Here is an 18,037-nt window from a genome sequence, read left to right on the forward strand (position 1 = left end):
GACACCTAGGACGCGAGCGAAACAAGGCCGACCCGGCCACGCCCCTTTTCCTCGACCCCGTCCGGCACTAATCTCTTCGCGGCTCATCTACCGCGGAGGTAGTCAAGATGGCTCCACACGTGCGCACGTCCGCGCCACTAGTCACACCCAGCCGGGTGCTGGTCGGGATCCTGCTCGCCGCGCCGTTCGTGGCGATGATGTGGGCCTCGTCCTACGCCCGCGTCGAGCCTCGCCTCGGCGGATTTCCGTTCTTCTACTGGTACCAGATCCTCTGGATCTTCCTGTCCGCCGCGTGCACCAGCGGCGCGTACTTCCTCGTCCGCAGGGAGAAGCGGAAGTACGCCACCACGGCCCCGGTCCGCCACACCGAAAGGGGATCGCGATGAAAGACGACGTTGACACCATCGCGCTCGTCGTCGTTCTCGTCCTCTTCGCCGCGGTCACCGTTCTCGGATTCAAGGCCGCGCGCTGGAGCAGGGGCTCCTCACTCGCGAGCCTGGACGAGTGGGGCCTTGGTGGCCGGCGGTTCGGTACCTGGGTGACGTGGTTCCTGCTCGGCGGTGACCTCTACACCGCCTACACGTTCATCGCCGTCCCGGCGGTGCTGTTCGCCTCGGGAGCACAGGGATTCTTCGCCGTTCCCTACACCATCATCGTGTACCCGCTGGTGTTCTTGTTCCTCCCCCGGCTGTGGTCGGTCTCGCACCGGCGGGGCTACGTCACCCCGGCCGACTTCGTACGGGGACGCTTCGGCTCGCGCGCCCTCGCGCTCGCCATCGCACTGACCGGCATTCTCGCGACGATGCCCTACATCGCCTTGCAGCTCGTCGGAATCCAGGCAGTCTTCGAGGTGATGGGACTCGGCGGATCGAGCAACATCCTCGTCGCCGACGCGCCGCTGTTCCTCGCCTTCGCGATCCTCGCCGCCTACACCTACTCCTCCGGCCTGCGGGCGCCGGCTCTGATCGCGTTCGTCAAGGACGCCTTGATCTATCTCGTCATCGCCGTCGCGATCATCTACATCCCGACCAAGCTCGGCGGCTGGACCGGCATCTTCGACGCCGCTGAGAAGAAGCTCACCGCGCTGGACGGCGCGGCCGGCAACCCGGCGGACTTCTCCTTCGCCGGCGTCGGCCAGGCCTGGCCCTACGCCACCCTCGCGCTGGGATCGGCAATGGCGTTGTTCATGTATCCGCACGCCATCACCGCCGTCCTCTCCTCGAAGAACCGCTCGGTCCCTCGCCGCAACGCCGCGATCCTGCCGGCCTACTCCTTCCTGCTCGCCCTGTTGGCGCTGCTGGGATTCATGGCGATCGCGGTGGGTGTGAACCCCGTCGGCCTCAACGGCAAGCCGAACGCCCAGCTGTCGATCCCGCTGCTGTTCGAGACGATGTTCCCGAGCTGGTTCGCCGGCGTCGCGTTCGCCGCGGTCGCCATCGGGGCACTCGTGCCGGCGGCCATCATGTCGATCGCGGCCGCCAACCTGTGGAGCCGCAATGTCTACAAAGCGTTTCTGCGGCCCGGGGCGAGCCATGCCGATGAGGCCAAGCAGAGCAAGGTGGTGTCCCTGCTGGTGAAGTTCGGCGCGCTACTGTTCGTCCTCGGGTTGGACAAGAGCTACGCCATCAACCTCCAGCTGCTGGGCGGTATCTGGATCCTGCAGACCTTCCCCGCCATCGTCTTCGGGCTCTACACACGATGGTTCCACCGGTGGGCGCTCTTCGCCGGCTGGGCGGTCGGCATGATCTACGGCACCTGGACCGCCTACAACATTCCCAACCCCGCCTCTGGCGCACAGCACTTCGGCGGTTCGACGGCCGCGATCCCGTTGCTGGGTGAGAAGGGCTACGTCGCCTTCACCGCCTGGGTTCTCAACGTCGTCGTGACGGTCGTCCTCACGCTCGTCTTCCGCGCGTTCAAGGTGGCCGAAGGCCACGACGAGACCTCCCCCGACGACTACCACGCCGACGCGGGTGAGCCGGGGGTCCGCGACGTCGCGACGCCCGGGGCCGCGGGCAAGGCCGGAGCCGCGGCGGAGGCGTAGCTCTCGATCCACCGGCATCACGGCATACCGCGCGGTAGGTTGCGGAGATGACCGGGATCGAGCGGACCGAAGCCGACGACTCCGCGCTTCTCGAGGGCCACGGCGGCGACCTCGCTGTCGCCGTGGCCCGGGCGCACGGCGTCACCACGATGTTCACCCTGTCCGGTGCCCACGTGTTTCCGTTGTACGACGCGGCGGTCGGCGGCCGGGAGCGTCCTGAGCCGCCGCCGCTGCGACTCCTCGACGTCCGCAACGAGCCGACCGCGGTGTTCGCGGCCGAGGCGGTCGGCAAGCTCACCCGCACTCCCGGCCTCGCCGTCGTGACCGCGGGTCCGGGCGTCACCAACGCCGTGAGCGCGGTGACCCAGGCGCGCCTCGCCGGCTCGCCGCTCGTCCTGCTCGGTGGTCGCGCGCCGACCCACCGCTTCGGCGCGGGAAGCCTGCAGGAGTTGGACCATCCGCCGCTGCTCGCGCCGATCACCAAGCTGGCCAGGACCGTCGGCACGGTCGACGACATCGCGCCCGCGGTGGACGACGCTTTCCGACTCGCCGGCGCGCGCCACCGTGGACCCGTCTTCCTCGATGTCGCGATGGACCAGCTCTACAGCCGGGCCACGTCGGTGATTCCCGAGGTCGCTCGGTCGGTCATCGAGCAGCCGGACGCGGACGCGGTCGCCGACATCGCGGCTCTGCTCGCCACGGCCGAACGCCCCGTTCTGGTGTTGGGATCCGACGTCTGGCTCGACGGAGCCGAGGTCGCCGCGCGCGCACTCGCCGAGGAGCTCGCGATCCCGGTGGTGACCAACGGCATGGGCCGCGGCGTCCTGCCCGCGGGCCATCCCCTGCTCGTCTCCAGGGCACGCGCGATGGCGTTCGGCCGGTGCGATGTGGCGGTCGTCGTCGGCGCCCCGCTCGACTTCCGGCTGGGATACGGCGTCTTCGGCGGCAAGGACGGCGCGCCCGTGGCCAAGGTCGTGCACGTGGTGGACGCACCGGAGCAGGTCGCCCAGCACGTCCCGGTCGAGCTCTCCGTGGCGGGTGACCTCCGGGTCAGCCTCGCCGCCCTCGCGTTGGCCTGGGAGCAGCTGCTCCGCCGCCCGCGCTGGTCGGAGTGGGCGGGCGACCTGCGCGAGGCGACGCAAGTGGCGTCGGCGGGTGCGGCCGCCGTGCTCGGCGCCGACACCGACCCGATCCATCCGGCCCGGATCTACGGCGAGTTGCTCCCGCTCCTGGCCGACGACGCGGTCGTGATCGGGGATGGCGGCGACTTCGTGTCGTTCGCGGGAAAGTACGTCGAACCAGCACAGCCCGGCTGTTGGCTCGACCCCGGTCCGTTCGGTTGCCTGGGCGCCGGACTCGGTGCGGCGATCGGTGCCCGCCTGGTCCGCCCGTCCGCGCAGGTCGTCCTGTTGCTCGGCGACGGCGCGGCGGGGATGTCCCTGCTCGACGTCGACACCCTGGTCCGGCACCGCCTGCCGGTGGTCATGGTCGTCGGCAACAACGGCTGCTGGGGCCTGGAGAAGCATCCGATGCGCATGCTCTACGGCTACGACGTGGCGGCCGACCTGCGGCCGGGTACGCCCTACGACGAGATCGTGCGTGCGCTCGGTGGCGCCGGTGAGGTCGTACGCCGTCCCGAGGCGATCGGCCCCGCCCTGCGCAGAGCGTTCGACGCCCAGGTGCCCTATCTCGTCAACGTCCTCACCGACCCCGAGATCCCCTATCCGCGTTCCACCTTCGGCGTCTGAACCGACCGCGCGTCTGAACCGGATCCCGGTGGTGCCGGGCCCATCGGTGCCGGGGCGAGCCACGTCGCGAACGTTCCGCGACGATTCGGATTGTTTCGGTGATCCTGTCCCCCAGGGCGTCCGATGTCGGAGTCTGCACGTATAAAGAGCCGGTGACCACGCTTCTGCGCGATGCCCGACCAGCGGAGTACGCCGACATCGCCCGGCTCCTCCACGACGTCTACGGCGGCGAGGATCTGGTCCGCCCCGGCTATCTCCCCGCCCTCGAAGACACCGCCGCCCGCGCGCAGGACCCGGCCACCGACGTCGTGGTGGCGCTCGATCCCGACACCGGCACGCTGCTCGGCACCGCGACGGTCGTCCTGCCCGGCACCCTGTGGACCTCGGCGACGCAGGAGGGCGAGGCCACCCTGCGGATGCTCGCCGTCCACCCCCGCGCCCGCGGTCGTGGCGTCGGCGCCGCCCTCCTCGGCGAGTGCGTCGCGCGGACCCGGCTGGCCGGCATCACCGCGATGGGGCTGCACACCACCGACGCGATGCGGGACGCGCACCGGCTGTATGCCAGGTGCGGGTTCACCCGGGCCCCCGAGCGAGACGAGGAGGCCCGGTCCGGAGGCATGCTGCGAGCCTTCACGCTGGGGATCGCGCCGGGTCCGACGGTCCGGACCGCCGAGCCGGAGGAGTACGACGAGGCCGGCCGGATCACCGTCGAGGCCTACGTCGGCGACGGCCTGGTCAACGCGACCGACAGCTACGCCGGACGGCTCGCCGACGGCAAGCGGCGCGCCATCGACGCCGAACTCCTGGTTGCCGCCGACCACGTCGCCGGCCGGTTGCTCGGGACCGCCACCTACTGCCCACCTGGCTCGCCCTACAGCGAGGTCGCCCGGCCGGACGAGGGTGAGTTCCGGATGCTGGGAGTGGCCTCGAACGCACGCGGGCGCGGCGTCGGGGAGGCACTGGTGCGAACCGTGCTGCGACGTGCCCACGCCGGCGGCCTGCGGGGCGTTGTGCTGTCGACCTCCACGAAGATGCACACCGCGCACCGGCTGTACGAACGGCTCGGGTTCGTGCGCGACCCCGAGCGTGACTGGGTTCCCGAGCCCGACGTCGCCCTGCTCGCCTACGCCCGCGAGGTCTAGCGAACCGGCCCGAGGCCGGGCCGTCAGGAAACGATGCGCTAGCCGGGAGGCCGCGACGGCCCGGCGGCGCGGGCCAGGAAGCGCTCGCGGTCGACGGTCGACCGAACCACGCGGCCGCGGGCCACCTCCCGCCCGTCGGCGGAGTGGATGGCGCGCACCACGAACTCCAGCGTCCGGTCCTCGACACCGACCAGCTCCGCCTCGACCCGGACGTGCGCACCGATCGGTGAGGGTGCGAGGTGGTCGAGCTCCAGTGGACGCCCACAGAGGTCATCCCGGCGTCGAGGGCGGGAGCGAGCGCGCGGCAGGTCGCCTCCTCGGCCCAGGCGAGCAGCCGAGGTGTGGCGAGTACGGTGACGTCGCCGCTGTTGAGAGCGAGCGCGGTGTCGGTGTCACGAACGGTCTGGTCGAGGTGTGCCCGGAGTCCGGGAGCGAGGCTCGGCGCCATCGCGGTCAGTCGAGAACGACGAGGAGGTCGCCCTCCTGCACGACCTCGCCGGGCTTCACCGTCACCTCGCGGACGCGGCCCGCATTTTCGGCGAGGACGGGAATCTCCATCTTCATCGACTCGAGGACGAGCAGCATCTGCCCCGCCTGCACGGTGTCGCCGGACTGTACAGCGATTTCGAAGACGTTGGCCACCATCTCCGCCCGGACCTGCTCGGCCACTACTTCTCCCTCCATGGACCGCCCGCCATCCAATCACGCCGGGTCGGGTCGGCGCACACTCAGCGGGGCGTCGGCGTCACCCGGTCGAGTACCCGAGCCAGCGATGCGACCACCCGCGGATCGTACTCGTAGGCCATGCCGAGCCGGAGCCCTTCCAGCGCCTCGAGCCGCGCGTCCTCGCTCGTGGCGCGGCCCACCATGTCGTCGTAGGCGTTCACGACCTTGATGATCCGGCTCTCCTGCGGGACGTTCGGGTCATCGGGCAGATGTGGCCTGCGGTAAGGCTCCGCCTGTGCCTCCACGACCGCGGCGACCCCCTCGAGCACGCTCGCCTGGCGTACGACCTCGGCTCCGAACGCGGCGATGCGGCGGCGTTCCTCCGGGGTCACGAGCACGGTCGCGCCGCCCGGGATCGGGTCAGTGAGCGAGAGCTGGCCGAGATCGTGCATGAGCGCGGCGTACTGCAGCACCCGCAGCCGGCGCTCGGGCAGGCCGAGGTCGCGTCCGATGGCGAGCGCGAGTTCGGTGACGCGGCGCGCGTGGCCGGTCTCGGTGTAGCCGCCGACCTCGGTCGATCGGGACAGCGCGCGGATGGTCTGGACCTGCATCCGCCGGATCCCGGCGTACCGACGGTAGGCGAGCTGGGCGAGGAGCAGCGGGATGGTCACCAGGGGCAGGGCCCAGAGCCCGACCTCCCAGATCGCCAGCGGGATCAGGACGCCGGTCGAGGCGATCGCGGCGCCGATCCCGAAGAACGCCGCGAGCTCGTTTCGCAACAGGGCTCGGAACGGTCCCCACTGTTGGCTCGCCTGGACTCCGGCCGCGAGCAGTGCCTCGAGTGGCCAGGCCACGATGGCGGCGAGGATCGTCAGGAAGACGAAGTAGGACGGCGTGTGGTCGTCGAGGGACGCGAACACCTGGTCGTCGAGGACCAACGGCCGGAAGATGAGCGCCACGCCGGCCACCACCAGCACCCGGCGGGCGATGCCGTCGAGTTCGGAGGGGCGGCCCGCGAGTGTGTGCGGCAACGCACCGGCCAGCATTCCGCCGGAGGTCACCGCGACCGTCTGCAGGATCGAGTGGGACGCGCGGCCCTCGGTCAGCAGATGGCTGAGGAGTGCGTAGCCGAGCGCCGCCGCCAACCCGATCGGCGCCTGGACGCGGTCGTCGGGAAGCCGCAGGCGCACCATCTCCCCGACCGCGATGACGCACGCGAACACACCGGCCACACTCGCGGCCGACACACCGCGGACGGCGGTCTGAGTGACCGCGACGACGACCAGGATGCCCGCACAGGCGGCGAGCACCACCGCCCCGTCGAGCCTTGGATGCGAGCGGTACGGCAGCAGCGATGGCCCGCTCACGGGGTCGCCTCGGAACCCTCGACCTGCGGCGGGTGCGCCGGATCGTCGTGGTCGAACGCACCGGTCACGCCGACGGCCGGAACGGTCTGGACCGGCGCGGCCTGCCAGCCGTCACGGCGTACGGCGGCGACGAAGAGGTCAACCAGCTCAGGGTCGAAGTGGGTGCCGCGGCACCGCACCAGCTCCTCGACCGCCTCGTCGACCGGGCGAGCGGCACGGTAGGAGCGCACGCTGGTCATGCAGTCGAACGCGTCGGAGATGGACAGCACGCGGGCGAAGACCGGGATGTCGGTGGCGCGCAGGCCGGACGGGTAGCCCGTCCCGTCGTAGCGCTCGTGGTGGTGCATGATGCCGGCCCGGGCGTCCTCGAGGAAGGCGATGTCGCCCACCACCTCGACCCCGTGCAGCGGGTGCAGCTTGATGGACTCGAACTCGTCCTCGGTGAGCCGACCGTCCTTTTGCAGGACCCTGGTCGGTACGCCGATCTTGCCGACGTCGTGGAGCAGACCCGCCTCGGCCACCGCCTCGAGCCGGTCGCCGTCCCAGCCCATCTGCTGGCCGAGCATGCGGGCGGCCTTGCTCACGCGTTCTCCGTGGCCCCTGGTGTAGAGGTCCTTGGTCTCGATCGCCTGCGCGAGCGCCTGCAGCGTCGACTGGTGTGCCTTCTGCTCGGCGGCGTACTGGGCGAAGGCCCACCGCGCGACGAGCAGGGGTGCGAGGACGAGCAGCCCGGCCATCGGACCGAGCTGGCCGAGCCACAACACCGCGAGCAGAAGGCCGAGGTAGGAGTAGCCGAGGAAGGAGAGGAACACCTCGACGAAGTTGGCTTTCATCGTGCGCAGCGGACTGCCGCCGCCGTCCAGCCAGAGCACGCCGCTGATCAGCACGGCGTTGGAGATGTGCCAGGCGATGATCGCCGCCGTGACCGGGACGAGTATGTAGGGGAAGGAGTCGCGGGCCAGCGTGCCGACCTCACCGCCGAGCGCGACGTAGACCGCCCCGCCGATGAACGTGCACACGACGCCCTGGGCGACGTTGTAGGCCCGCTTGTCGAAGGAGTAGGCGCGCCTCTTGGTGAAGAGCGCCCCGATGAGAGCGGGGGCACCCCACATGCCGAGGACCGGGTAAGTCGCGACCGCCACGACGGAGGTCAGCGACACAAGGACGTTGCGGCCGAGCCGAGCCTTGAACTGCTCGGTCAGCAGCACGAGACCAGCGAAGAAGATGAGGTCGACCGGGCGTGGAACGCTCGCCAGTGACCAGGCCGAGAGCGAAGCGGCCACCACACACAGCCCAATGACGTAGACCCGGGTGGCACGACTCGGCATGGATGACCACTCTTCCTGACCGGCTCGCGAAGAGCTTAGCCGCCACAGGCGGTCCGATCATCCCCTGTCCCAGAACGCTTTCACGTCGCGGTGGCGTCGTCGGGACGGGCTCGTCACACCTCCGCTGTCTCCTTCGTCGCGCGATGCTCTCCCCGCTATGCCGTACACATGCGCGTCACTTGTCTGCTACGGCGGCACCCGCTCGAACCGGACCGGCGAAGCTCGCCGGTCAGTCGTCACTCAGCCCCAGTCCCAGCCGCCACGCTTGGCGACCAGCGTGCACTTGCGAACGCCGTTCATAGCCTGTCCTCCTCCTGTGTCTGAGGTGAGGGGATCGGGTCGGCGCGCCGGCGACCGACACCGACACGGAGAGCTACATCTCGCCCGCAAGCGTGAACACGCACCGCTTACAGCGAACCACCAAAACGCGTTTCGATCCCGCGGTTTCCGCCATCGCGTGACCGGCTGGTGAAGAGTCAACGGGTAAAGATCCACCAGGTCAACCCATGCCAGAACGGGCGACTTCGCTCCGTGACCATGACTTTCAGTGATCTTCGCATGTCCGCCTCTTCCGGGCGGAAAACGACCAAAGTGCGGCGGGCTACGCCTGAGATGGTGACTTTGGGTCCACGTGGTCAGACCGAGAATCAGACAGATCGCCATGCCTTCGATTACTGAACGTGAACCCGATACTGAGCGTGTCTCTGCCCATGCCGAACGGCGTTCTGCGACAAGTTGAGCGGTAGGTGGCGGGAGCGCGTACGATCGCGCGAGCACCCCGGAAGACGTGATCACGTTCCGTAGGAATCTCCGGCGATCTCACGGCGGAGGCAGCGAACTGCGTCGGAAAATTCATACGCAGAGTTACCCCTTTTTTGACTGCGACAACCCGGCCTTGCCTTCGTCGGACGCCGTTGCGGACCTCGCGAGACCTTCGTGCGAAGATGCCCGCGGCGCACTGACCGCACCCACGGCGAGTCCGTTGAAGTGCAAGTTGACCACAACGGACGGCCTGGCGAGCGGAAAATTCGGAGCGCGCAGACTGCGGAGACAACACGAGAAGGTGAAGTGATGGCGAAGAACGGACGGCGACGTCGGGCCCGGCGCAAGAAGGCCGCCAACCACGGCAAGCGCCCCAACACCTGAGCGACGCGGTAGAAACGAAACGGACCCCACGCCAGCTGGCGTGGGGTCCGTTGGTGTCTGGGTGCTCGGCCGCCCGGTGGGCGCTGCGGGCTCAGCTGCCTGACTTCTCCTCGGAGAGCTCGACGTGCACCTCGCGGATACGGGTCAGAACCTTGGCCCGAAGGTCGCTCGGCGGTTTGTCGCAGCCACACGATCGCGCGACGAGGGACTTCACCAGGCCCTCGAGGTCGTACTTCTGCAAGCACGGTGCGCACTCGTCGAGATGATGCTGAATCTTCGAACAGTCAGCGTCGTCCATCTCCCGGTCGAGGAAGAGGAAGACCCGCTCGAGAATGTCCGAGCAGTCGACCTCGTGCGGCTTCCCGCAGCTCATGCGTCCTCGCCACCCTTCGGGCTGCCCGTCGGGACGAGTCCGCGTCCCCGGGCGTAGTCCTCGAGGAGTTCACGCAGTTGGCGCCTGCCCCGGTGCAGCCGCGACATCACCGTGCCGATGGGGGTGCCCATGATCTCGGCGATCTCCTTGTAGGAGAAGCCCTCGACGTCGGCGAGGTAGACAGCCATCCGGAAGTCGTCGGGCACCTGCTGCAGCGCTTCCTTGACATCGGAGTCGGGGAGGTGCTCCAGCGCCTCGGCCTCGGCCGACTTCAGGCCCGCCGAGGTGTGCGACTCGGCCCGGGCGATCTGCCAGTCCTCGATCTCCTCGGTCGCGGCACGTTGCGGCTCCCGCTGACGCTTGCGGTAGCTGTTGATGAACGTGTTGGTCAGAATGCGGTAGAGCCAGGCCTTGAGGTTGGTGCCCTCGCTGAACTGGTGGAACGAGGAGTACGCCTTGGCGAAGGTCTCCTGGACCAGATCGTCCGCATCCGCCGGGTTTCGCGTCATTCGGAGGGCAGCGTTGTACAGCTGGTCGAGGAACGGCAGCGCATCCCGCTCGAAACGGGCGCTCCGCTCCTCCGGTGTTTCGGCATTGGCGACAGCTGTCATCGCCCGCGAGGATAGCTCTACCGTCGCCGGCGCGTGCGCGGGCGTCCACTCTCGCCAGGTCGTCGTGACGTCGGCCGAGTTCGGCCGAGACTGGCAGGCAGCAACCACAAAGCCTCCTTCGCAGCGCCGTCCGACCTTCGCCCGGCGCTCCGAATGCCACAACACGCGGGGCCACCACGAGATTCCCGGGCCGACGATGATCTGCCCGGGTTCTTGCTCGGAAAGAGGACGAAACCCCCATGGGCCGGGTTCGTCCACGTCGGCCAGGTCGGCCGGTCAGCCAGGTCGGCCGGTCAGCCAGGTCGGCCGGGTCACCCAGGTCGGCCACGCCGCCCCGGCAGCCCTCAGACGCCGACCCTCCGGGCGATCCACTCGGCGATCGCCTCGACGAGCACCATGAGCGCGTCCTCCTGGCTGACCGGCGCCGAACGGGCGACGCGGAACTCGTGGTCGGCGCCTGGGACGACCGCGACGTCCGGCCCGTCCGGCAGCTCCTCCGGTCGGCCGAACGCGTCCCGCTCGCCCTGGACGACGAGGGTCGGCACTCCGGAGCCGAGGAGCTCCTCGACACGGGACTTCTCCGGGCGCCCGGGCGGATGCAGCGGGAACGCGAGGGCGACGCAGCCGACGGCCCCGACGCGCCGTGCCGTACGACAGGCGACGCGGGCGCCGGCGCTGCGGCCGCCGACGACCAGCGGCGTCCTGGTGCGCAGGGAGTTCATCGCGGCGATCCAGGCCCGGTCCAGCGTGTCGGGCGCCGGCGCGATCCGGCGGCCGGCCAGCCGCCAGGGCTGCTCGACGCGGATCACCGTGACGTCGTAGGCCGGGAGGGTGGCCGCGACCATCTCGAGGTCTCGTGCCTCTGGGCCCCCACCCGCGCCGTGGCCGAGGACGAGCGTCGCCGAGGTGCGACGCGCCCGGTTGTAGATCAGCCGCGCCGTGCCCTCAGGAGTCTCGACCAGCCGCTTGGTCCCCGTCATGAGGATGATCGTCGCAGAGAATCCGCCCGTCCGGCCCGGACACCGACCAGAAGGCCCGGACCGGGCGGGACGTGGAAGGGACCCGGCGCCGACCTGGCGCCGACTGCGCGACACGGGCACGACCTAGAACAGGCCGCCGGCCTGCTCGTCGACCTCCTCCGCGGGCAGGGGCTCGCGGAGTTCGGGGCCGTTGTTGCGCACGTTGTTGACCGCCGTCGAAACGGGATAGGCGTCCAGCCGGCCCGGCGCCGCGGGCACCAGCACCGACCGCAGCTTCGTCGCGTCGTCCAGCCGCGGGTCGAGCCAGGTGGAGTACTGAGCGGGCTCGACGAGCAGCGGCATCCGGTCGTGGATCCGGCCGACGTTGTCCTCCGCCGTGGTCGTCAGCACCGTGCACGTCCACACCAGCCGGTCGGGGTCGTCCTCCTCCTTGGAGGGGTCCCGCCAGATCTCGTAGAGACCCGCCATGGCGAGGATGCCGCCGTCGCTCGGGTGGATGAAGAACGGCTGCTTCTTGCCCTTCTGCTCGCCGTACCACTCGTAGTAGCCGTCGGCCGGGATCAGGCAGCGCCGCCGGGCGAACGCGCGCCGGAAGGCCGGCTTCTCGGCGGCGGTCTCCAACCGGGCGTTGATCAGCCGGTTGCCGATCTTGGCGTCCTTCGCCCAGGACGGGATGAGGCCCCAGCGGACCAGGGTGAGCCGACGCTGCGGCTCGGCCTCCTCGTCGTCGGAGGGCGGCCGGTCGAGGACGGCCGCGACCTGCCTGGTCGGCGCGACGTTGAAGTCGGCGAGCTTCTCGCGGACGTCGACCCGCGCGACCTCGAACTCCCGGGCGAGGTCCTCCGGGTCACGACTCAGCGAATATCTCCCGCACACACCGACCACTCTCCCGTGTCGACGGCTGAACGTGCTCGGGCGGGGTCCGAGGAAAGGTCGGGCACCCGCCGAAGCGGAGCGGCGCCCGTCCGGGCGCGGCTCCCATTCTTTCGGCGACCGCCGACAGTGCCAAACACCTGGACGCGAAAACCCGGTCGGCCGTTGGCCCCCCTGGCCGCTACGCTGAACGGCAACGGCGACGACGGAGACAAGTAGCGCGGGTTCGACCGGAGCACAGAGAGCCGACCGGTAGCTGAGATGGCGGCGTCCGGACCCCGACGCGAAGACCCTCCCGAGCCGCGGAGAGGAACGGCCACCCCCGTCCGGGTGGCCCAGTAAGCTCCGCCGCCCGGCCCCCGTCAACGGGCCCGAACGAGGTCGTCGTCTCCTTCGGGGGACGACGGCGAAGGTGTGGTGGCACCGCGAGTCCCCCTCGCCCACACCCCAGGGGACGCAACCAGGCAGGGATGCCAGGGACACCCCTGGAGTCCCGACACCCGTGGGAGGTGACCACCATGCAGCAGCCTGTCCTGCCCATCGCGCAGTCAGGTACCCGTACCCTCGCCGCCGAGCTCCCGTCCCGAGCCGGTGACGACGTGCGGCTCGCGGGCTGGGTCCACCGCCGCCGGCGCCTCGCGTCCGTCACGTTCGTCGTACTCCGTGACCGCAGTGGTCTGGCCCAGGTCGTCGTCCGCGAACCGCGGGCCCTGACCCAGGTCGAGGAGATCGGCGAGGAGACCGTCGTCGAGGTGACCGGGAAGGCCGTGGCCAACCCGCAGACACCCGGAGGAGTCGAGGTCGTCGACCCGACCTTCCACCTGTTGACCGAACCGGCGAGAACACCGCCGGTCGAACTCTGGCGCCCGGCCGTCAACGCCGGCTTGCCGACGCTGCTGGACCACGCGCCGGTCACGCTGCGGCACCCGCTGCTGCGGGCGCCGTTCGAACTGGCCGCCGCGTCGGTGGCGGGTTTCCGTGACACGCTCGGCGGACTCGACTTCACCGAGATCCAGACCCCGAAGATCGTGGGCTCGGTGACCGAGAGCGGTGCCAACGTCTTCAAGCTCGACTACTTCGGCGGGCCCGCCTACCTCGCCCAGTCGCCGCAGTTCTACAAGCAGACGATGGTCGGCGTGTTCGAGCGGGTCTTCGAGGTCGGACCGGTGTTCCGGGCCGAGCCGCACGACACGGTGCGACACCTCGCGGAGTACGTCTCCCTCGACGGCGAGCTCGGCTTCGTCCGCGACCACCGGGACGTGATGGCCATGGTGGCACGGGTGGTGGCCGGCATGCTGGACGCCGTCCGGGAACGCGCCGCAGGCGCCGTCGAGCGTCTCGACCTGACCCTGCCGAAGCTGCCCGCGGAGATCCCGTCGCTGCACTTCTCCGAGGCGCTGCGGCTGGTCGGAGCCTCACCGGACGAACCGGACCTCGCCCCCGCGCACGAGCGCGCGATCGGCGAGTGGGCACTGCGCGAGCACGGCAGCGACTTCGTGTTCGTGACGGGCTACCCGATGGTGAAGCGGCCGTTCTACACCCATCCACAGCCCGACGACCCACGCTGGTCGAACTCCTTCGACCTACTGTTCCGCGGCCTCGAACTGGTGACCGGCGGGCAGCGGCTGCACCGGTACGAGGACTACGTCGCCGCCCTGGAGGCGGCCGGCCAGCCGCTCGAGCCGTTCGCGTCGTACCTCGAGACCTTCGCGTACGGCATGCCGCCGCACGGCGGGTTCGCGTTCGGGCTGGAACGCTGGACCGCCCGCCTGGTCGGGGTGGAGAACATCCGCCAGGTGACGCTCTTCCCGCGGGACCTGCACCGGCTCGCGCCGTAGCGTCGGTCGGGCCCGGTCGCGAGGTGGTACCCGCGACCGGGCCCGGCACCGCCGACCCCTCCGCACCGGCCACCGGACTGCCCGGGAGCCGGCTCGTACGGCCTACGCCCGCCACGGCGAATCGTCCGGCGACATGCCGCGAAGCGGTGTGAATGTTCGGAACGGGCCGAGAAGCGGTATGAAAGATCACATGACGCTCGTCAGAATGCTCGCACGTCCGATGCTCTCGGCGATCTTCGTGATCCAGGGTGCGCGCGCCATCCGCAACCCCGACGCGTTCGTGCCGAGTGCGAAACCACTCACCGACCGGTTCGTCCCGTCTGTGAAGAGGCTCGCGCCGGCCGCCGTCGCCGACCGGGTGCCCGAGGACCCGCGCACGCTGGTCCGGCTCAACGGCGCCGTCCACCTCCTCGGCGGGCTCGCCCTCGCCACTGGAGTGGGCCGGCGGGCCGGTGCGGTGGCACTCGCGGCGTCGCTGGTGCCGACCACGCTCGCCGGCCACCCCTTCTGGGACGAGGACGACCCGGCTCAGCGGGCCAACCAGCAGATCCACTTTCTGAAGAACATCTGCATGATGGGTGGCCTGCTGCTCGCCGCCGTGGACACCGAGGGCAAGCCGGGCCTCATGTGGCGGGCCAGCCATGGCGCGAAGGAAGCCAGACAGGCGGGCCGACGCATGAGCCGCAGCGCCCGACGGGAGGCTCGCCTGGCCCGGAAGTCGGCGGAGCGGGAGGCCAAGCTGGCGGCGATGCTCGCCAGGCACGAGGCCCGGCTCGCCGCGAAGGGATCCTCTCCGGCCCGGTTCGCCCGCGCCGCCCGACGCGACGCCCGACGGGCGGCCAAGGCGGCCCGGCCGGTGATCGCGAAGGGCGCCAAGGCCGCGAAGCCCGTCATGGAGCGGGCCGGCCTGTCACACTGACGACCGGCCCGGAACCCGGCGCGGTCACCACGAAACAGACCGAACACCCGACCGGCGCCGAGCCGTCGGCAACCTGTCGGCCGGTCGGCTACGCTCAGCGTTCGATGGGAAGTCAAACGTCTGACCTGTGGCCCGCGCCGCTCGCTTCGACCGCGGTGGACGCGGATGTCCGCGTTCCCGGCTCCAAGTCGATCACCAACCGAGCCCTGCTCCTTGCCGCGCTGGCCGACGGACCGTCGGTCGTCGGCGAACCTCTCCGTGCCCGCGACACGTCCTTGATGGTCGGTGCCCTGCAGGCGCTCGGCACCCGGATCGAGGAGGCGCCCGAGGGATGGCGGGTCTCCCCCGGCCCGCTGCGGGGTCCCGGTGCCGTCGACTGCGGACTCGCGGGCACCGTGATGCGTTTCGTTCCTCCGGTCGCCGTCCTCGCCCAGGGCGACATCGACTTCGACGGCGACCCGCGTGCCCGGCAGCGCCCGATGGGCCCGATCCTCGACGCCCTCCGCGACCTCGGCGGCACCATCGACGACGGCGGCCGCAACGCACTGCCGTTCACCGTTCGCGGCGCCGGGTCGATGCCGGGCGGCAAGGTGGAGATGGACGCCTCCTCCTCCAGCCAGTTCGTCTCCGCGCTGCTGCTGGCGGGCGCCCGCTACGACGATGGCGTCACCGTGCACCACGTCGGCAAGCCGGTTCCGTCCCTCCCCCACATCGAGATGACGGTGGGCATGTTGCGCGAGCGCGGCGTCCAGGTCGACGACGGCGACCCGCACACCTGGCGCGTGAAGCCGGGCGCCGTTCGGGCACTCGACACCGAGGTGGAGCCCGACCTGTCCAACGCCGCGCCCTTCCTCGCCGCCGGCCTGGTGACCGGTGGGCGGGTGCGGGTTCTCGGTTGGCCGGAGACCACCAGCCAGCCCGGCGACCTGCTGCGGGAGATCTTCGGCCTGATGGGCGCCCACGTCCGGGTCGACAGCGAGGGACTCACGCTGCGCGGACCCGACACGATCGCGGGCGTCGATCTCGACCTCCACGACGTGAGCGAGCTGACGCCGGTGATCGCCGCCGTCGCCGCCCTGGCGACCGAGCCGTCCCACCTCCGCGGCATCGCGCACATCCGCGGTCACGAGACCGACCGGTTGGCCGCCCTCGCCAGCGAGCTCAACCGACTCGGCGGCGACGTCCGCGAGACCGACGACGGGCTGGAGATCCGGCCCCGACCGCTGCGCGGCGCCGACTTCCGGACCTACCACGACCACCGGATGGCCCACGCGGGCGCCGTCCTCGGGCTCGTCGTGCCCGGTGTGCGGATCGAGGACATCGCGACCACGAGCAAGACGCTTCCCGACTTCACCGGGATGTGGACGTCCATGCTCAACCGGGAGGCGGCTGCGTGAGCGACGCGCGCCGCCGGTTCGAGGTCGACGACCACGAGAGTTACGCACGTCCGGCGCGCCGCAGCCGGCCACGTACCAAGCAACGGCCGACCTACACCGACGCCACGACCGGCGTGGTCGTCACCCGCGATCGCGGCCGCTACACCTGCCGGGTCGAGTCCGACGGCGCCGAGGGGGACGTCCGCTCGGTGATCGCCGTCCGCGCCCGGCCACTCGGCCGAAAGGCTGTGATCGTCGGTGACCGCGTGCGCCTGGTCGGCGACGTCTCCGGTGACCCCGGCACGCTCGCCCGGATCGTGGAGATCGAGCCGCGTACGACCGTGCTCCGGCGTACGGCCGACGACGACGACCCGATCGAGCGGGCGATCGTCGCCAACGCCGACCAGCTCGTGATCGTCACCGCGCTCGCCGACCCGCCGCCCCGGCCGCGGCTGATCGACCGATGCCTGGTTGCCGCGTACGACGCCGACCTCGACCCGTTGCTCTGCCTCACCAAGGCCGACCTCGCGACACCGGACGAGCTGCTCGAGACCTACCGCCCGCTCGGTGTCGCGTCCGTGGTGACCCGCAACGACACCGAACTCGCCCCGCTCGTCCAGGAGCGGCTCGCCGACCGGGTGAGCGTCCTCGTCGGACACTCGGGCGTCGGGAAGTCGACGCTGGTCAACACCCTCATCCCCGGCGCCGACCGGGCGATCGGCGAGGTGAGTGAGGTGACCGGCCGCGGCCGGCACACCTCGACGCAGGCCGTGATGCTTCCGCTGCCGTTCGGCGGCTGGATCATCGACACGCCGGGCATCCGGTCGTTCGGACTCGCCCACGTCGACCCACATCAGCTGATCAAGGCGTTCCCCGACCTGGACGAGGTCACCGAGGAGTGCCCCCGCGGCTGTACCCATGCCCGGACCGAGCCCGAGTGCGCGCTGGACGAGGCCGTCGCCGGCGGTCGACTGGACGCGGCCCGGGTCGAGTCCTACCGCCGGCTGCTGGACTCCCGCGAACGCCACGCCGGCGACTGAGCCGCGCGCCCCGACGCAAGCGGCTCGGTCGCCGGCGGGCGGCTCAGGAGGCCGAGCCCCACACCGCCCGCGCCCCCGAGTCTCCGGTGCGAAACACCTGGACTCCGGCCGCGACCGCGGCGACGATGAGCAACACGACCACCACGATCTGGATCGGACGGGCGACCGAGACGGCGCTTCGCCGGCCCACCTCGCCCCGCCACGACGGCGCACCCGGCCCCTGGACGGCGAACGCCGCGGCCACCGACACCACGAAGAAGCCCAGGAGCACCCACCCGAGCAGCTGTCCCTGACCCTCGTGTGCCTGGGCGGCCGGGGTTCCGCCGCCGAGCCTGGTGATGAGGTGGTAGCCGCTGCGTTGCGCTACGACCGCGGCCAGCCACGATGCGACCGATCCCACGACCAACGGCCAACGCAGAAGCCATCGCCACCTGGGAACGAGCGCGTAACCCAGTGCCACCAACACGGTCAGCGGGACGAACACCACCACCACGTGGATGACAAGGACATGGACCGGCAGCCCCGACACCTGGTCGAACATGCCCACCTCCAAGACGACTCGATCATTGGTCACCTAGCCACACGC

The 18,037-nt window shown here is 70.6% G+C and carries 17 protein-coding genes and 1 pseudogene; 9 read left to right on the plus strand and 9 right to left on the minus strand.

Annotated features, from left to right (window positions below; genetic code table 11):
- Window positions 1-107 precede the first annotated feature (107 nt).
- From HEB94_RS41035 to HEB94_RS41050, 4 genes are all read left to right on the plus strand, one after another.
- Window positions 108-386, plus strand: coding sequence for a DUF3311 domain-containing protein (locus HEB94_RS41035; protein WP_192754827.1), 279 nt, complete (start codon window positions 108-110; stop codon window positions 384-386).
- Window positions 383-2,044, plus strand: a complete 1,662-nt coding sequence (mctP, locus tag HEB94_RS41040) for a monocarboxylate uptake permease MctP (protein ID WP_192754828.1) — start codon at window positions 383-385, stop codon at window positions 2,042-2,044. Before HEB94_RS41035 ends, mctP begins: the two co-directional genes overlap by 4 nt.
- Before the next feature lie 47 nt (window positions 2,045-2,091).
- Window positions 2,092-3,792, plus strand: a complete 1,701-nt coding sequence (locus HEB94_RS41045) for an acetolactate synthase (RefSeq protein ID WP_192754829.1) — start codon at window positions 2,092-2,094, stop codon at window positions 3,790-3,792.
- 152 nt (window positions 3,793-3,944) lie between these two features.
- The gene (locus tag HEB94_RS41050; RefSeq protein WP_192754830.1) at window positions 3,945-4,934 is read left to right on the plus strand and encodes a GNAT family N-acetyltransferase; all 990 of its coding nucleotides are present in this window, start codon (window positions 3,945-3,947) and stop codon (window positions 4,932-4,934) included.
- Window positions 4,935-4,972: 38 nt separating this feature from the next.
- Here the strand turns inward: HEB94_RS41050 and HEB94_RS54965 are convergent.
- From HEB94_RS54965 to HEB94_RS41065, 4 genes and pseudogenes are all read right to left on the minus strand, one after another.
- Window positions 4,973-5,382 (minus strand): annotated as a pseudogene (locus HEB94_RS54965) (thioesterase family protein).
- A gap of 5 nt (window positions 5,383-5,387) precedes the next feature.
- Entirely contained in the window at window positions 5,388-5,603 is a 216-nt protein-coding gene (locus tag HEB94_RS41055; protein WP_337918295.1) for a biotin/lipoyl-binding carrier protein, read from the minus strand.
- Window positions 5,604-5,662: 59 nt separating this feature from the next.
- The gene (locus tag HEB94_RS53945; RefSeq protein WP_192754832.1) at window positions 5,663-6,967 is read right to left on the minus strand and encodes an HD domain-containing phosphohydrolase; all 1,305 of its coding nucleotides are present in this window, start codon (window positions 6,965-6,967) and stop codon (window positions 5,663-5,665) included.
- The gene (locus tag HEB94_RS41065; RefSeq protein ID WP_192754833.1) at window positions 6,964-8,295 is read right to left on the minus strand and encodes an HD-GYP domain-containing protein; all 1,332 of its coding nucleotides are present in this window, start codon (window positions 8,293-8,295) and stop codon (window positions 6,964-6,966) included. Before HEB94_RS41065 ends, HEB94_RS53945 begins: the two co-directional genes overlap by 4 nt.
- 1,071 nt (window positions 8,296-9,366) lie before the next feature.
- On the opposite strand from HEB94_RS41065, the gene HEB94_RS54970 reads away from it, so the two are divergent.
- A complete protein-coding gene (locus tag HEB94_RS54970) occupies window positions 9,367-9,441 on the plus strand; it encodes a 50S ribosomal protein bL37 (protein WP_378079813.1) in 75 nt (24 codons plus the stop codon).
- 91 nt (window positions 9,442-9,532) lie between these two features.
- Here the strand turns inward: HEB94_RS54970 and rsrA are convergent, their stop codons facing one another.
- The 4 genes from rsrA to HEB94_RS41085 form a co-directional block, all read right to left on the minus strand.
- Entirely contained in the window at window positions 9,533-9,814 is a 282-nt protein-coding gene (rsrA, locus tag HEB94_RS41070) for a mycothiol system anti-sigma-R factor (RefSeq protein WP_192754834.1), read from the minus strand.
- A complete protein-coding gene (locus HEB94_RS41075) occupies window positions 9,811-10,425 on the minus strand; it encodes a sigma-70 family RNA polymerase sigma factor (RefSeq protein WP_192754835.1) in 615 nt (204 codons plus the stop codon). Before HEB94_RS41075 ends, rsrA begins: the two co-directional genes overlap by 4 nt.
- A 344-nt stretch (window positions 10,426-10,769) precedes the next feature.
- Window positions 10,770-11,405: an alpha/beta hydrolase family protein gene (locus tag HEB94_RS41080; protein WP_192754836.1), complete on the minus strand. Its 636-nt coding sequence runs from the start codon at window positions 11,403-11,405 to the stop codon at window positions 10,770-10,772.
- 123 nt (window positions 11,406-11,528) lie between these two features.
- A complete protein-coding gene (locus HEB94_RS41085; protein ID WP_192754837.1) occupies window positions 11,529-12,281 on the minus strand; it encodes an SOS response-associated peptidase family protein in 753 nt (250 codons plus the stop codon).
- A 515-nt stretch (window positions 12,282-12,796) separates the two neighbouring features.
- On the opposite strand from HEB94_RS41085, the gene aspS reads away from it, so the two are divergent.
- From aspS to rsgA, 4 genes are all read left to right on the plus strand, one after another.
- Window positions 12,797-14,116, plus strand: coding sequence for an aspartate--tRNA(Asn) ligase (gene aspS, locus HEB94_RS41090; protein WP_192754838.1), 1,320 nt, complete (start codon window positions 12,797-12,799; stop codon window positions 14,114-14,116).
- Window positions 14,117-14,306: 190 nt separating this feature from the next.
- A complete protein-coding gene (locus HEB94_RS41095) occupies window positions 14,307-15,035 on the plus strand; it encodes a DoxX family protein (RefSeq protein ID WP_192754839.1) in 729 nt (242 codons plus the stop codon).
- A 104-nt stretch (window positions 15,036-15,139) separates the two neighbouring features.
- On the plus strand, window positions 15,140-16,432 hold the full coding sequence (aroA, locus tag HEB94_RS41100; RefSeq protein ID WP_192754840.1) for a 3-phosphoshikimate 1-carboxyvinyltransferase: 1,293 nt from the start codon (window positions 15,140-15,142) through the stop codon (window positions 16,430-16,432).
- Entirely contained in the window at window positions 16,429-17,451 is a 1,023-nt protein-coding gene (gene rsgA, locus HEB94_RS41105) for a ribosome small subunit-dependent GTPase A (RefSeq protein WP_192754841.1), read from the plus strand. Before aroA ends, rsgA begins: the two co-directional genes overlap by 4 nt.
- A gap of 43 nt (window positions 17,452-17,494) precedes the next feature.
- On the opposite strand, the gene HEB94_RS41110 is transcribed toward rsgA, so the two are convergent.
- Window positions 17,495-17,992: a DUF2231 domain-containing protein gene (locus tag HEB94_RS41110; RefSeq protein ID WP_192754842.1), complete on the minus strand. Its 498-nt coding sequence runs from the start codon at window positions 17,990-17,992 to the stop codon at window positions 17,495-17,497.
- Between the last annotated feature and the right edge of the window lie 45 nt (window positions 17,993-18,037).

The sequence above is a fragment of the Actinopolymorpha pittospori genome (genome assembly GCF_014873875.1).
GTDB lineage: Bacteria > Actinomycetota > Actinomycetes > Propionibacteriales > Actinopolymorphaceae > Actinopolymorpha > Actinopolymorpha pittospori.

Bases quoted from the DNA above. Each gene is read 5' to 3' on its own strand.
- rsrA (WP_192754834.1), bottom strand. From the start codon at position 9,814: ATGAGCTGCGGGAAGCCGCACGAGGTCGACTGCTCGGACATTCTCGAG.
- HEB94_RS41045 (WP_192754829.1), top strand. From the start codon at position 2,092: ATGACCGGGATCGAGCGGACCGAAGCCGACGACTCCGCGCTTCTCGAG.
- HEB94_RS41095 (WP_192754839.1), top strand. From the start codon at position 14,307: ATGACGCTCGTCAGAATGCTCGCACGTCCGATGCTCTCGGCGATCTTC.
- HEB94_RS41065 (WP_192754833.1), bottom strand. From the start codon at position 8,295: ATGCCGAGTCGTGCCACCCGGGTCTACGTCATTGGGCTGTGTGTGGTG.
- HEB94_RS41110 (WP_192754842.1), bottom strand. From the start codon at position 17,992: ATGTTCGACCAGGTGTCGGGGCTGCCGGTCCATGTCCTTGTCATCCAC.
- HEB94_RS41075 (WP_192754835.1), bottom strand. From the start codon at position 10,425: ATGACAGCTGTCGCCAATGCCGAAACACCGGAGGAGCGGAGCGCCCGT.
- aspS (WP_192754838.1), top strand. From the start codon at position 12,797: ATGCAGCAGCCTGTCCTGCCCATCGCGCAGTCAGGTACCCGTACCCTC.
- HEB94_RS41080 (WP_192754836.1), bottom strand. From the start codon at position 11,405: ATGACGGGGACCAAGCGGCTGGTCGAGACTCCTGAGGGCACGGCGCGG.
- mctP (WP_192754828.1), top strand. From the start codon at position 383: ATGAAAGACGACGTTGACACCATCGCGCTCGTCGTCGTTCTCGTCCTC.
- HEB94_RS41035 (WP_192754827.1), top strand. From the start codon at position 108: ATGGCTCCACACGTGCGCACGTCCGCGCCACTAGTCACACCCAGCCGG.
- aroA (WP_192754840.1), top strand. From the start codon at position 15,140: ATGGGAAGTCAAACGTCTGACCTGTGGCCCGCGCCGCTCGCTTCGACC.